We start from the raw sequence: 12,402 nt of genomic DNA on the forward strand, positions 1-12,402 counted from the left end.
ATGCCGGTCGGTTTTCTGACCCAGGAGCAACGCGACGGTTTTGGCCGCTATGTCGATGCCCCCAGTCGTGAGGAGCTGGAACGCTACTTCCACCTGAGCGACGACGACCACAAAATCCTCCTACCGCTGCGCGGCGAGCACAACCGCCTTGGCTACGCCACCCAACTGACCAGCATCCGCTACCTGGGCACTTTTCCCGACGACTTTTCAGCCGTCCCCCAAGAGGTGCTGCAAGCGCTCAGTCGCCAGTTAGGCATTACCGATCCAACTTGTATCCTGGCCTATGCCGAAACCCGCCAACGTCAACGTCATGCCGCCGAGATTCAGGAGCGTTACGGCTATCGGGTGTTTGCTGATTCCAGCGTCGGCTTTCGACTTGCCCGCTGGCTGTATGCGCTCTGTTGGACAGGGACAGATCGTCCTGGCGAGTTGTTCAATCGGGCGACGACCTGGTTGCTGACGCACAAGGTTTTACTGCCCGGCGTCACCGTTCTGGAACGGTTCATCGCCCAACTGCGCAGCCGGGTCGAAGAACGCCTCTGGCTAACCCTTGGCCGCAGTGTGAGCGAGGCGCAACGGCAGCAGCTACAGGACTTGCTGCTGGTCGCCGAAGGCAACCGCAGTTCCCGGCTGGATCAACTGCGCTCCGGCCCGGTGATGGTCAGTGGCCCCGCACTGATTCGGGCGCTGCGCCGGCTTGATGACGTGCGCGGCATCGGCATCGCCTTGCCAGCGGCGGCGCACATCCCGCCCAGCCGTATCGCGGCCCTGGCTCGCTTCGCCAACACCGCCAAGGTCACGGCGATCAACCGGCTGCCGGCGTCGCGGCGGATGGCGACACTGGTGGCGTTCGCCCTGTGCCTGGAGGCCACCGCGCACGACGACGCCCTGGAGGTCCTGGAAGCGCTGTTACGCGACCTGTTCAGCAACGCGGAGAAGGCCGACAAGAAAGCCCGCATGCGCAGCCTGAAAGACCTGGATCGCTCGGCGGCGACGCTCGCCGCCGCGTGCAAGGTCGTGCTGGACAGCTCAATCAGCGATGACAACGTGCGCGCCCGGCTGTTCAACGACCTGCCGAGGGCCTCGCTGGAGAAAGCCCTGGAAGATGTCAATGCGCTGATCCGCCCGGTTGACGATGTGTATTTTCTCGCCCTGGAGGCGCGCTACCGCAGTGTGCGCCGTTTCCTGCCCGACCTGCTCAAGCACATCCGCTTCGGCTTCAGCCCGGCCGGCAAAGGCGTGGTCGCCGGCCTGGATTGGTTGCAGCTGAACCTGCCCCGCCGGAAACCGGAGGATGACGCGCCGCAGGAGATCGTGGCCAAGGCTTGGCAGAAGCACATTACCCGCGAGGATGGCTCCCTCGACATGGGCGCCTATGTGTTCTGCACGCTCGATGCGCTGCGCACGGCCCTGCGCCGGCGCGACGTGTTCGTCTCGCCCAGTTGGCGCTATGCCGACCCGCGTCTCGGCCTGCTCGACGGTGCCGAATGGCTGGCGGCGCGGCCGATCATCTGCCGCTCGCTGGGCCTGACCATTGACGCCGGCACCACCTTGGATGCGCTGAGCGCCGAGTTGGATGCGACCTGGCAGGCGGTCGCGGCCCGCCTACCCGACAACCCCGCGATCCAGCTGAGCGAGAACGCCGAGGGCAAGACCGAGCTCTCGCTCGGCACACTGGACAAGCTGGAGGAGCCGAACTCGCTGCTGCAACTGCGAGCAGCCGTGGCTGATCTGATGCCGCGTGTCGATCTGCCGGAAATCCTCTTGGAAATCGCCGCTCGCACCGGCTTCGCCGAGGCCTTCACCCATGTGTCCGAGCGCAATGCGCGGGCCGACAACCTGGTCACCAGCCTCTGCGCGGTGCTGCTGGGTGGGGCCTGCAACACCGGCCTGGAGCCGCTGATCCGCACCGACAATCAGGCGCTACGCCGCGACCGGCTGTCCTGGGTCAGCCAGAACTATATCCGTGACGACACGCTGTCAGTGGCAAACGCCATTCTGGTGGGGGCGCAGAGCCAACTGGAGCTGGCCCAGGTCTGGGGCGGCGGCGAGGTCGCCTCCGCCGATGGCATGCGCTTCGTGGTACCGGTGCGCACCGTGCATGCTGGCCCCAACCCGAAGTATTTCGGCACCGGCCGGGGCGTCACCTGGTACAACTTGATTTCCGATCAGTTCTCCGGCCTCAACGCCATCACCGTGCCCGGCACCCTGCGCGACAGCCTGGTGCTGCTGGCCGTGGTGCTGGAACAGCAGACCGAGTTGCAGCCGACGCAGATCATGACCGACACCGGGGCCTACAGCGATGTGGTGTTTGGGCTGTTCCGCCTGCTCGGCTACCACTTCAGCCCGCGCCTGGCCGACGTTGGCGGTACCCGTTTCTGGCGCACGCGCCCGGAGGCGGATTACGGCAAACTCAACGGCCTGGCCCGGCAGTCGGTCAAGCTCGATCTGATCGCCGAGCACTGGGACGACCTGCTACGCCTGGCCGGCTCGCTCAAGCTCGGCCGAGTGCCGGCCACCGGCATCATGCGCACCCTGCAAACAGGGGATCGTCCCACCCGCCTGGCCCAGGCGCTGGCTGAGTTCGGTCGCATCGAGAAGACCTTGCACACCCTGACCTACATCGACGACGAGTCCAAGCGCCGCGCCACCCTGACCCAGCTGAACCGGGGCGAAGGCCGCCACAGCCTGGCCCGCGCCGTGTTCCACGGCAAACGCGGCGAGCTGCGCCAGCGCTACCGCGAAGGCCAGGAGGACCAGCTCGGCGCCCTCGGCCTGGTGGTGAACATCATCGTGCTGTGGAACACCCTCTACATGACGGCGGCCGTAGAACGGCTCAGGCAGCACGGCTACCCGGTGCTGGAGGAGGATGTCGCGCGGCTCTCGCCACTGATCCACGAGCACATCAACATGCTGGGCCGTTACTCCTTCGCGGTGCCGGAAGAGGTTACCCGCGGCGAACTGCGGCCGCTGCGCAATCCGGACGACGACCAGTAGGTGTAACGGCCTGGGTTCGAAATCGGCCGGGCACCGCACTCGATGCCACTTCCAGCTCAGACGGATTGCGACTGACGGAGTCCTCGGGCTCACGCTTTCTGCGACCAGCAAGAGCCACTTTTCCGGTGCAGCGCGAATTAGCCGTCCTGACGGGTACTGACCTTTTGTGTGCAGGGGTGATCAGGCTCGGATGCCGCCCTCTTATCTGCTCGCGACATGAAACGCTGATAGCACTCCAGGCCACAGAAGTGCACGACATACTCGGAACCTTCCGGCGTCAGTGCGGCGTCAAGGGGAATGTCCTTGCAGCATTCGCAGCAGCTGATGGTGGAGGTGTTGTTTGTGTTCATGATGGGGGTTCCTCCATCGTCCAAGAAAACCTAGCAACGCTTTCCCCCCGTGACTGAGCGCCGATCGACCTGCAGCCTCCCTGCCCAACTCGGCAGTGGTGGTCGCGCCGTGCTCCGAGCGGGTCACGGTCGCTTCCGAAAGGCCTGCAATGCCGCTCGCAGGAAGAGGATGAAGAAAACCGCCAGCACGAGCGTCGCGAGGCTCCACTGCTCGCTGACGAACGCGCCGGCCGCTGTCCCCGAAAGCAGCAATGCCAGCACCGGCAGATGGCAAGGGCAGGTGAGCGCGGCGAGCACGCCCCAGGTGTAAGCACGCCAGCGGAAGACCTTGCTTGACTCAACGTGATCGGCGTTACGCATAGGCAGAACCTTCGCCGGCGCAATGAGTCAGCCCGGCCAGCTGGGTTGCCACTGCGGCTAAGGCCGCCTGCCGTGCCGTGACTAGCCGGAGCAGGCACTCGACGCAGCCGATCAAGTCGGCGCCATCGTCCGCATCGAGCGCCCGGCAGAGCCGTGCCAATTCGTCGAGCCCGATACCAGACTCGAAGGCGGCGCGCACGAAGCGCAGACGCGCCAGGGACCGCTCATCGAAAATGCCGTAACCGCTCTCCGTGCGCCGCGCGGGGTGCAGCAAGCCACGCAGCACATAGTCGCGCACCACATGCACGCTGACGCCCGCGTCCTCGGCCAGTCTGGATATGGTGTAGGCATTCATCACCGACACTCCCGGTCTTCCCCGCAAACTAGGGCGCTCAGATATTTCCTTCCGGCTAGGCGTTCAGGTAGCCAGATGAGCAATGGCGTAACCCCTAGTGCCAGGAGCAACCACAGCCGGGAGAGATACTCGCCGTTTGGGGCAAACCCATAAGCCAGCAGCGCACCCAGCGCGAGCATCAGGAAATACGGCCCGTGATGTAGCAGTGCAGGCGGCGACAGCGCGCGGCGTTGACCAGGCAGGCGCCGCCCATCACGACCAGCGCGGCGTTTGCTGCCAGGAACAACGCAGGGCGTCGATCCGCCAGAACAATTGCTATCGTCGCCACGACGGCAGGCAGCCCCCAGAAGCTGACCACCTGCCATGTCTTGCGTAGGCTGTCGCACCTACCGAGTTCGCCTGCCGTGTTGCTCATGCTTCAACCTCGCTCTCTCATTACCCTGCGCAGCAGGACAATTGTTTGACGTCCTTGTTAAAGGTCTGTGCGGCGAGTTTCAGGCCCTCGACCATCGTCAGGTAGGGGAACAACTGGTCAGCCAGTTCCTGCACGGTCATACGGTTGCGAATGGCAAGAGCCGCCGTCTGGATCAGTTCACCCGCTTCCGCAGTCACCGCCTGCACGCCGAGCAATCGGCCGGAACCCGCTTCGGCGACCAGTTTGATAAAACCCTGCGTGTCGAAGTTGGCCAACGCGCGCGGCACGTTGTCCAAGGTCAAGGTGCGGCTGTCGGTTTCGATCCCCGCGTGGTGCGCTTCGGCTTCGCTGTAGCCGACGGTGGCCACTTGCGGATCGGTAAACACCACGGCCGGCATGACGTCGAGATTGAGCGTTGCCTCGCCGCCGGTCATGTTGATTGCCGCGCGGGTGCCAGCAGCAGCCGCCACATAGACGAACTGCGGCTGGTCGGTGCAGTCGCCGGCCGCATAGATATCCGCTGCGCTGGTGCGCATGCCCTGGTCGATCTGGATGCCACCGCGCTTGTCCAGCTTCACGCCGGCGCCGTCCAGATTCATGCCCTGGGTGTTCGGCAAGCGCCCGGTGGCAATGAGCAGTTGGTCGGCACGTAACTCACCATGGTTGGTGGTCAGTACGAACTCCCCGTTGGCGTGGGACACCTGGCTGGCTTGCGTTTGCTCCAGCACTTCGATGCCCTCCATACGGAAGGCCTCTGTCACCGCCGCGCCGATGGCCGGGTCTTCGCGGAAGAACATCGCACTGCGTGCCAGGATCGTGACCTCGCTACCCAACCGGGCGAAGGCCTGCGCCAGTTCCACCGCCACTACGGAGGCGCCGATCACGGCGAGCCGCTTAGGGATTGTGTCGCTCGCCAGCGCCTCGTCTGAGGTCCAGTACGGCGTGTCTTTCAGCCCTGGAATCGGTGGAACGGCCGCGCTTGCGCCGGTGGCAACCAGGCAGCGGTCGAAGGCTACGATGCGCTCGCCACCCTCGGCCAGTTCCACGCGGAGCGTGTGGCCGTCCTGGAAACGGGCGGTGCCACGCAGCACGCTGATGGCCGGGGTGCTCTCCAGAATGCCTTCGTACTTGGCGTGGCGCAGTTCGTCGACACGACCCTGTTGCTGGGCGAGCAACCGCTCGCGCAGGACGGTCAGGCTCGTGGTGGACAGTCCGGCGTCGAACGGGCTCTCGCGGCGCAGATGGGCCACATGCGCGGCGCGAATCATGATCTTGGAGGGCACGCAGCCAACGTTGACGCAGGTGCCGCCGATGATGCCGCGCTCGATCAGGGTGACGCGCGCACCGCCTTCCACCGCCTTGAGCGCGGCCGCCATGGCGGCGCCACCGCTGCCGATGACCGCCACGTGGAGCCTGTCGCCATCTTTCCCGGCGCCAATGCTGCCGCTCAACCAGCCCCGCGCCTTGTCGAGCAGGCCTGAGCGGGTAGGTGCCGTGGCGTCTTCGAACGCCGCTCGATACCCCAGGGCCTCGACGGCGGCCTGCATCTGTTCACGGCTTACGCCCTCGTCGACCTTCAGTTCGGCCTTCCCGCTGGCGTAGGAAACATCCGCCCGATGCACGCCGGGGATCTTCTCCAAGGCCTCTTTCACATGCTCGACACAGGAGGCGCAGGTCATGCCGACGATTTGTAGTTTGGTCATAGTGTTATTCCTTCATTTTGGCGGAGTCGGACAGGACGTCGGGGAGCAACGGCGGTGGGCGGGCGACACGAGATCCCAGATGGACACCCCAAACATGAGGGCCAGGCCGATATAGAGCAGCCAGCCGCTCCGCCAGCCGTGAGCCAGCATCAAATACACCGCTATCAGCACCAGGGCCGGGCCGATCAGGCCAGGCGCAGCGCGTCGCCACTGCCGGTGACTGAACCCGCCGAGGGCATTGACGAGCAGGGCCAGCCCGGCAAATAACGGCAGCAGCGTGGTGATGAACAGGCCTTCCCACTGGCTCAGAAAGCCCAGACCGATCGCGGTCCCCAGACCGGCAAGGGCGGGGAAACACGAGGCACAGCCTATGGCAGAAATCAGCACGCCAACGGACCCGGCTTTGTCACCGATCCGCGTGAACAAATTGAAAGGGTTTGCCATCGGAATGCCCGCCTACTGCTTGACGCTGGACGGGTAGCCGGCGTCCTCGGTCGCCTTGGTCAGCGCCTGGACATTGGTCTTGGCATCATCGAAGGTGACGATGGCCTCGCGGTTCTCATAGCTCACCTCGGCCTTGGTCACGCCCTCGACCTTGGTCAGCGCCTTCTTCACCGTGATCGGGCAAGCGGCGCAGGTCATGCCCGGCACCGACAGGGTGACGGTCTGTGTGGCCGCCCAGGCAGGTGCGGCGACTAGGGTGGCGAGGGCGAAGGATGCAAGCAGTTTTTTCATGGCGGACTCCTGATCAGTAGAACAAGGGAAGGATGTAGGGGAAGCCGAGCGCGACCAGCACCAAGGCCGTTACCAGCCCGAACAGCAGCTTGTAGGTGGTGCGTACCTGGGGCACGGCGCAGACCTCACCCGGTTTGCAGACTTGAGCCGGGCGGAAAATGCGTCGCCAGGCGAAGAACAGCGCGACTAACGCCGCACCGATGAAGAGCGGGCGGTAAGGTTCCAGCACGGTCAGGTTGCCGATCCAGGCCCCGCTGAATCCCAGTGCGATCAGAACCAGCGGCCCAAGACAGCAAGTCGAGGCGAGAATCGCCGCAAGCCCCCCGGCGACAAGAGGGGCGCGCCCGTTTGATGGTTCAGACATGCATTTCTCCTTTCGAGCATGTGAGCGATGGTTTAAGGTTACTTCCGTAGTCAAGTACGGAGTCAAGCAGTATGGAAAACACTGTGGAAAGCCTGACCATCGGCGCCTTCGCCAAGGCGGCCGGGGTCAACGTGGAAACCATCCGGTTCTATCAACGCAAGGGGCTGTTGCCCGAACCGGACAAGCCCTACGGCAGCATTCGCCGCTACGGCGAGGCGGACGTGGCCCGGGTGAAATTCGTCAAATCCGCGCAACGACTGGGCTTCAGCCTCGATGAGGTGGCCGGGCTGTTGCGATTGGATGACGGCGCTCACTGCGACGAAGCGCGCGTGCTCGCCGAGCAGAAGCTCGAGGATGTGCGGGGGAAACTCGCGGATCTGCGGCGGATCGAGTCGGTGTTGGCGCGGCTGGTTCACGATTGTTGTGCGAGCCACGGGACGGTTTCCTGTCCGCTGATCGTTTCGCTGCAGGGGGAAAAGGAACTGCGCTGACTCCGCGCGTTAACCGAGGATTTCCCGATGCGTGAGGCACCTCCGGGGTCGGCTTGCGCTTGGCAAAACAGCGGCGCTCATTGAGCGCCGCTGAATGGCCAAAGGAGCACTTGCATAGGCCACAGGTTAGTACTGCATCAGCAGCTCATGTTCTACTTTGCAGGCGGACAGCCGGGCTGCGCCTCGACCCGGCCAGCCGCCGTGGCCCCCAGTTGCTCAATCTTCTTGGCGGTTTCCGCCACCAAGGCCGCCTCAGCCTTGTCGCGCATAGCGGCGATTCGCTCGATTGAACGGTCGCTCCCGCTCTCGGCCCATACGGTGGATGACAGCAGAGTCGCACCAACTATCAGCAGTAGTCTTAGGTATTTCATAACAGCCTCCTCTCGGGTTTTCTACCCACGAGCCGACTCTATCTCCGTAGTTAAGTACGGAATCAAGGAGAGATGGAGATGAAGGTCCTGGATTATGGCGCTGAGAGGAAATGGCAGGGCTTAAGTGCACTTTCTGTTCCGTTGCTCCCCAAACCCCGTTTTGTAGCCTTCAGGGCCAGGTTAACCCTTCCTGAGCCTCCAGGGCGCTGTGCGGTCGTTACAGCCCGTGCTGACGGGAAGCGTGAGGTGAGGGAGCGAGTTTTGCGTGCCTGGCCGGGTGTATCGTGAAGATCTCCCGGCCGGCCTCGATGATCAATCAACGGTCTGATGCTGTTTCGTTTTTGCAGTGTGCTGGGCCGGTACCGGACCAGAATGGGCTGGCGTAGTGGCCAAGGTGTGAGTAATCACCGAGCCGCTTTTGTTCGCCAGGTTCTTTGCCAGAGACTCGCGGACAACTTCCATCGTGAGTATTCGCGAGGTGGCAATCGCAGCTTTGAGGGGCTGGCCAGCTGCAACCAGTACCTCAACCATGTCCAGGGCCGTATTCACGCCGGCTTCAATTCGTTTCTCAACGCCATCAATCATCATCTTCTCGATCTCCATTTCAGGCAGCTGGCGGAATGCAAGCGGCCTCAGCAGAGCGTACGTGGTTCACCAGCTATTTGGGTAGAGCATCAAAGCGCGAGGCTAAAGGACGCATCCTAATTATTAGGCTGCTACCGAATTTAACATAACAAAGATTATAAGAAGTCTAAGCTGTTGTTTATAAAGGGTAAGTCTACTGATCAACGACGCCTTTTACTGACTCTCGGTACGTCGATAGCACCTCAGGTGTCTCTGGCGCGCCGGGCTCCTGAGCAACTGGGTCCGCAGTGGATGAGGCTACGAAAAAGCGCCCCCCAGGGAGTGCCGGCAACCGTTGCTTTACGTCTGGTCGTTTTGCTGATCGCGAGTCTCTATCGAAGTTCTTGAGGCCAACGATCCTTGCAGCGGGTTGCCCATCGAGTACGAAGAATGGAAGGTTGGCATGCAGCATTGCGTCATACCGGCTGCGCTCGGAAAACCACAGCATGGCCCGCGGATGCGGAGCGATGGGCTTTGGCACATCCAGCATATCGGTTTCAGCCATATTCGCAATGCTGCGCAGATCGATCCACTGGGGGCTATTCACCACCGGCTCGCCGGTGGCCATAGATTTTTCATGGGCCTCGGCGAGCAGCACCTCACGGACGTGGCCAACAGTGACACGCTCTTTTCCTGAGGTGTGACCGGCCCAGGTGAATGTGATCTGTCTTGGGGCAGCATCAAAAACCTGGATTGCGCGCTTCAGCTGGTTGAGGGAGAAATTTTTCCCCAGGGCCTGGCGCATGATGTGGGAACGGCGGCTGACGGCAACGTTGCGAAACACTCGCTCAGCCTCGATCGCATCCACCAGCTCGCTCTTGCAGCGGTTCACCGCCCTGCCCTCATCGAGTATCGATCCGGAGAGGATAAAGTACCCCGGCAAACGCAGCACGGTACCTGGAGCCTGGCCGAGATCGCGCTCAAACTCGCGTAACGCCTCTACAGCGGCCTTGATCGCGTCAGTTCCTGTCAGTACCTGGACGTTAATTCGAGATGGCGTCCTCTGTTCAGTGAGGAGCGGGATGCGCCATATCATCCCGCCGACAACCAATGCGGGCCACTTCTCATTGAAAGCCTCAACGGTTTCGACCAAGCGCTCGTAAGCGGAGACAATTGCGTCAGTCATCTAGGATTCCTCATAATACCACCCCTTCACTACGGCTATACCGTATGCCCTCCTCCCCCTCCGCTCCATGTTAACCAGGAGCGACGCCGAGGGTGCGAAAACGATCTCGCGATTGAAGGGGTGGTATTATCGAGTATCCCAAAATCCGCTCATAAAAAAACCCGTTCGAAACGGGCTTTTTTTGCTACGTGTCAGCTCAACGAATTTGGACTGCCTCAAGGGACAACAGATCCTCAATGTGATCCGCTGCATCGGCCCGCAAACGGCTCTCCAACCTTTCTCGATTGATGTGTTCAGTTTCGCTCGGCTCAACGAGCAAGACTACATAGCCTTGATTCCGCAGCTGCTGAAGCAAAGCTGCCTGGTCGCTGGAAATGGGCATGAAAATATCTCCTGTGATCAGTGGGTGATTTTCAAAAGTCGAAGCATGCTCGAGGAGCACTACGCGGCAGCCACCTGTTTCTTCCTGAAAACCATCGGGGTATTTGGCTTGCGGCCGTCACGCCGGTCGACGAATTCTTTCATGATCTCCAACATCGTCGAGTTGACCGCAAGAACTCGCATCGCGCGGGTACACGCGACGTAGAGGAGGTTCATCTCATCAATCCATGGTTCCTTTTCGTTCTCTGGATTGAATGGATCGAAGGTGAAATCCTCAGCCAGTTGCACCGCATCCCACTCCAAGCCCTTCGAACGATGCGCGGTGCTGAGGGTGATGGTGGCTTCAAGCTCATCAGTGACCGCATTGCGCCGCAGCTTGGCAAACAACTCCGGGAGATCCGCACTGTACTGCTCGATGATCTTGATCGAGCGGTTCATCTCAGGGTCTTGGCTTTCATCGGCAATCTGCTTGTAGAGATCGTAATCAGGATATTCCTGGAGGAGTTTTTTTCCCTTCACTCGGTCACGCCACCCCTTCGATAGCGCATGTAGGTCTTCAAGATCCTGAAGGTTGTAACCCTCGATCCCCCCAACCCAGTAGATCTTTGCACCAGTCTCTACATTGGCCAGCGCCGTCTCGATCACTCCAACCACCGTCCGGCAGAGTACGGTGCGATGTTCAAGGTCAGCAGGTAGTGCCTTGGAAACACGAGTCTCGCCGCCAAGCCCAGCCAGTTGGCGGGATTCACCCTTGAACGCGAGAACCATGTTGGCGACGTGCGCAACGGCAGACCCGAACCGAAACGACTGAGTGAGGTAGTGGACTTCCGCTTTGTCGAGCCAGGTTGCATTGAGAGCATCTACGGCCCCCCTGAAGCGGTACAGCATCTGATGGCCATCACCACAAACGACTACGCCCATTCCGTATGCCGCCTGCTGCGCAAGCACACCAGCAATCACTGGATTGATGTCCTGCGCCTCGTCTCCAAGCGCAATATCGTAACGATCCCGCAGATTGGGGATGTAAGCCGGAACCCCAGAAATTTCCGTCACCCTAGTTGGGTGGGCTCAACACTCGTGTCACCAGCTACCTTCTGGAGAATCGAGCTCGGCCATCCCTCCCTGGACGGGCATCGCTCGACGATGTTCAACGGCTCCCTCACGGGGCCGTCGTTTTGTGGGGGCTATTCCATCCACAAGTCGTCGAGGTTCTTGAAGTTCCAGAGCGTCGGGTCTTCGGGGCCAGTGATACTGTCCTTGCAACTCGTGGCCGCCAGGTCGATGGTCTGCATCGGGATCGGCTCTCTCGAGCGTAGCGAGAAGAACACGCGAACCTTGGGAGTCAGCAGTGATTCCATTCCCGGCTCAACGACAACGGCCAGACGCTGAGAGGACAGGCGAACCAAGGAGCCGACGGGGTAGATGCCCACGGCCTTGACGAAGGCGTGGAAGATGCGTTTGTCGAAATGGCCCTCCCACTTGGCCATCTGCCGCATCGCCGCGGACGGGTCCCACGGCTTTTTGTAGGCTCGCTCCGACGTCACGGCATCATAGACGTCGCAGATTGCGCCCATGCGGGCCAGGAGTGAAATGGCGTCACCGGCCAAGCGATCCGGGTAGCCGGTTCCGTCGATCTTCTCGTGATGGTGCAGGGCAATGTCCACCACCCCGGGCTCGGCCCCGCCTGCGCGCAGCATCTTTGCGCCCTCCACAGGGTGGCGCTTCATGATGGCGAACTCGGCATCGGTGAGCTTGCCTGGTTTGTTAAGCACTTCCAGCGGCATCGCGGCCTTGCCTAGGTCGTGCATCAGTCCGCCGATGCCAGCCAGGCGCGTTTGCTCCTCGTCTAGATCGAGATGCCGGGCCAGCGATAGCATCAGGGCGCAGACGGCAACCGAGTGCAGGTAGGTGTAATCGTCGTGCGTTTTGATGCGTGCGACGCTGATGAGGGCATGAGGTTGGCGCAGCACCGAGGCAGCGATTTCTCCGACCAGCGGCAACGTCGTGCTTGGGTCGACGGCCTTGCCAAGCCGGGCTTCCTGGAACATGTCCATGACTTGGGACTTGGCCGCAAGACAGAGTTTCCGTGCATAACACATTTCGCTCTCCATTGAGGTTGCGCCGTCACTT

Annotated in this window: 16 protein-coding genes; 2 read left to right on the top strand and 14 right to left on the bottom strand. The window is 61.8% G+C overall.

The window, feature by feature from the left end; translation table 11 throughout:
* Positions 1 to 2,997 (top strand): Tn3 family transposase, encoded by a 2,997-nt coding sequence (locus AC19YT_RS19755; RefSeq protein WP_004574519.1) that lies wholly within the window; start codon positions 1 to 3, stop codon positions 2,995 to 2,997.
* Positions 2,998 to 3,134: 137 nt separating this feature from the next.
* Here AC19YT_RS19755 and AC19YT_RS19760 read toward each other — a convergent pair whose 3' ends face one another.
* The 8 genes from AC19YT_RS19760 to merT form a co-directional block, all read right to left on the bottom strand.
* The gene (locus tag AC19YT_RS19760; protein WP_004574520.1) at positions 3,135 to 3,347 is read right to left on the bottom strand and encodes a DUF3330 domain-containing protein; all 213 of its coding nucleotides are present in this window, start codon (positions 3,345 to 3,347) and stop codon (positions 3,135 to 3,137) included.
* 123 nt (positions 3,348 to 3,470) lie between these two features.
* Entirely contained in the window at positions 3,471 to 3,707 is a 237-nt protein-coding gene (gene merE, locus AC19YT_RS19765; protein WP_004574521.1) for a broad-spectrum mercury transporter MerE, read from the bottom strand.
* Positions 3,700 to 4,062, bottom strand: coding sequence for a mercuric resistance transcriptional repressor MerD (gene merD, locus AC19YT_RS19770; protein WP_004574522.1), 363 nt, complete (start codon positions 4,060 to 4,062; stop codon positions 3,700 to 3,702). Before merD ends, merE begins: the two co-directional genes overlap by 8 nt.
* 178 nt (positions 4,063 to 4,240) lie before the next feature.
* A complete protein-coding gene (locus AC19YT_RS19775) occupies positions 4,241 to 4,477 on the bottom strand; it encodes a hypothetical protein (protein WP_230959949.1) in 237 nt (78 codons plus the stop codon).
* Positions 4,478 to 4,497: 20 nt separating this feature from the next.
* Complete coding sequence (gene merA / locus AC19YT_RS19780; RefSeq protein WP_060763510.1) at positions 4,498 to 6,180, bottom strand: mercury(II) reductase; 1,683 nt, start codon at positions 6,178 to 6,180, stop codon at positions 4,498 to 4,500.
* Between the two features lie 12 nt (positions 6,181 to 6,192).
* A complete protein-coding gene (gene merC, locus AC19YT_RS19785; protein ID WP_060763511.1) occupies positions 6,193 to 6,624 on the bottom strand; it encodes an organomercurial transporter MerC in 432 nt (143 codons plus the stop codon).
* 12 nt (positions 6,625 to 6,636) lie between these two features.
* Positions 6,637 to 6,915, bottom strand: coding sequence for a mercury resistance system periplasmic binding protein MerP (gene merP, locus AC19YT_RS19790; RefSeq protein WP_060763512.1), 279 nt, complete (start codon positions 6,913 to 6,915; stop codon positions 6,637 to 6,639).
* Between the two features lie 13 nt (positions 6,916 to 6,928).
* Positions 6,929 to 7,279, bottom strand: coding sequence for a mercuric ion transporter MerT (gene merT / locus AC19YT_RS19795; RefSeq protein ID WP_004574527.1), 351 nt, complete (start codon positions 7,277 to 7,279; stop codon positions 6,929 to 6,931).
* Between the two features lie 71 nt (positions 7,280 to 7,350).
* On the opposite strand from merT, the gene merR reads away from it, so the two are divergent.
* Entirely contained in the window at positions 7,351 to 7,770 is a 420-nt protein-coding gene (gene merR / locus AC19YT_RS19800; protein WP_004574528.1) for a mercury resistance transcriptional regulator MerR, read from the top strand.
* 152 nt (positions 7,771 to 7,922) lie between these two features.
* On the opposite strand, the gene AC19YT_RS19805 is transcribed toward merR, so the two are convergent.
* The 6 genes from AC19YT_RS19805 to AC19YT_RS19830 all read right to left on the bottom strand — a co-directional run bounded on the left by AC19YT_RS19805 (position 7,923) and on the right by AC19YT_RS19830 (position 12,326).
* The gene (locus AC19YT_RS19805; RefSeq protein ID WP_004574529.1) at positions 7,923 to 8,141 is read right to left on the bottom strand and encodes a co-regulatory protein PtrA N-terminal domain-containing protein; all 219 of its coding nucleotides are present in this window, start codon (positions 8,139 to 8,141) and stop codon (positions 7,923 to 7,925) included.
* Between the two features lie 312 nt (positions 8,142 to 8,453).
* Positions 8,454 to 8,744: a hypothetical protein gene (locus tag AC19YT_RS19810; RefSeq protein ID WP_011077912.1), complete on the bottom strand. Its 291-nt coding sequence runs from the start codon at positions 8,742 to 8,744 to the stop codon at positions 8,454 to 8,456.
* A 175-nt stretch (positions 8,745 to 8,919) separates the two neighbouring features.
* The gene (locus AC19YT_RS19815; protein WP_011077913.1) at positions 8,920 to 9,891 is read right to left on the bottom strand and encodes a DNA replication terminus site-binding protein; all 972 of its coding nucleotides are present in this window, start codon (positions 9,889 to 9,891) and stop codon (positions 8,920 to 8,922) included.
* Positions 9,892 to 10,087: 196 nt separating this feature from the next.
* Positions 10,088 to 10,273 (bottom strand): hypothetical protein, encoded by a 186-nt coding sequence (locus tag AC19YT_RS19820; protein ID WP_016502325.1) that lies wholly within the window; start codon positions 10,271 to 10,273, stop codon positions 10,088 to 10,090.
* Positions 10,274 to 10,332: 59 nt separating this feature from the next.
* Entirely contained in the window at positions 10,333 to 11,325 is a 993-nt protein-coding gene (locus tag AC19YT_RS19825; protein WP_230960214.1) for a 3'-5' exonuclease, read from the bottom strand.
* A gap of 131 nt (positions 11,326 to 11,456) precedes the next feature.
* On the bottom strand, positions 11,457 to 12,326 hold the full coding sequence (locus AC19YT_RS19830; RefSeq protein WP_223198360.1) for an HD-GYP domain-containing protein: 870 nt from the start codon (positions 12,324 to 12,326) through the stop codon (positions 11,457 to 11,459).
* Between the last annotated feature and the right edge of the window lie 76 nt (positions 12,327 to 12,402).

The organism is Pseudomonas sp. MF08875, from assembly GCF_059862525.1.

Coding starts and splice junctions, on each gene's coding strand:
- AC19YT_RS19755 (WP_004574519.1), top strand. CDS start 1: ATGCCGGTCGGTTTTCTGACCCAGGAGCAACGCGACGGTTTTGGCCGC.
- AC19YT_RS19760 (WP_004574520.1), bottom strand. CDS start 3,347: ATGAACACAAACAACACCTCCACCATCAGCTGCTGCGAATGCTGCAAG.
- merE (WP_004574521.1), bottom strand. CDS start 3,707: ATGCGTAACGCCGATCACGTTGAGTCAAGCAAGGTCTTCCGCTGGCGT.
- merD (WP_004574522.1), bottom strand. CDS start 4,062: ATGAATGCCTACACCATATCCAGACTGGCCGAGGACGCGGGCGTCAGC.
- AC19YT_RS19775 (WP_230959949.1), bottom strand. CDS start 4,477: ATGAGCAACACGGCAGGCGAACTCGGTAGGTGCGACAGCCTACGCAAG.
- merA (WP_060763510.1), bottom strand. CDS start 6,180: ATGACCAAACTACAAATCGTCGGCATGACCTGCGCCTCCTGTGTCGAG.
- merC (WP_060763511.1), bottom strand. CDS start 6,624: ATGGCAAACCCTTTCAATTTGTTCACGCGGATCGGTGACAAAGCCGGG.
- merP (WP_060763512.1), bottom strand. CDS start 6,915: ATGAAAAAACTGCTTGCATCCTTCGCCCTCGCCACCCTAGTCGCCGCA.
- merT (WP_004574527.1), bottom strand. CDS start 7,279: ATGTCTGAACCATCAAACGGGCGCGCCCCTCTTGTCGCCGGGGGGCTT.
- merR (WP_004574528.1), top strand. CDS start 7,351: ATGGAAAACACTGTGGAAAGCCTGACCATCGGCGCCTTCGCCAAGGCG.
- AC19YT_RS19805 (WP_004574529.1), bottom strand. CDS start 8,141: ATGAAATACCTAAGACTACTGCTGATAGTTGGTGCGACTCTGCTGTCA.
- AC19YT_RS19810 (WP_011077912.1), bottom strand. CDS start 8,744: ATGGAGATCGAGAAGATGATGATTGATGGCGTTGAGAAACGAATTGAA.
- AC19YT_RS19815 (WP_011077913.1), bottom strand. CDS start 9,891: ATGACTGACGCAATTGTCTCCGCTTACGAGCGCTTGGTCGAAACCGTT.
- AC19YT_RS19820 (WP_016502325.1), bottom strand. CDS start 10,273: ATGCCCATTTCCAGCGACCAGGCAGCTTTGCTTCAGCAGCTGCGGAAT.
- AC19YT_RS19830 (WP_223198360.1), bottom strand. CDS start 12,326: ATGGACATGTTCCAGGAAGCCCGGCTTGGCAAGGCCGTCGACCCAAGC.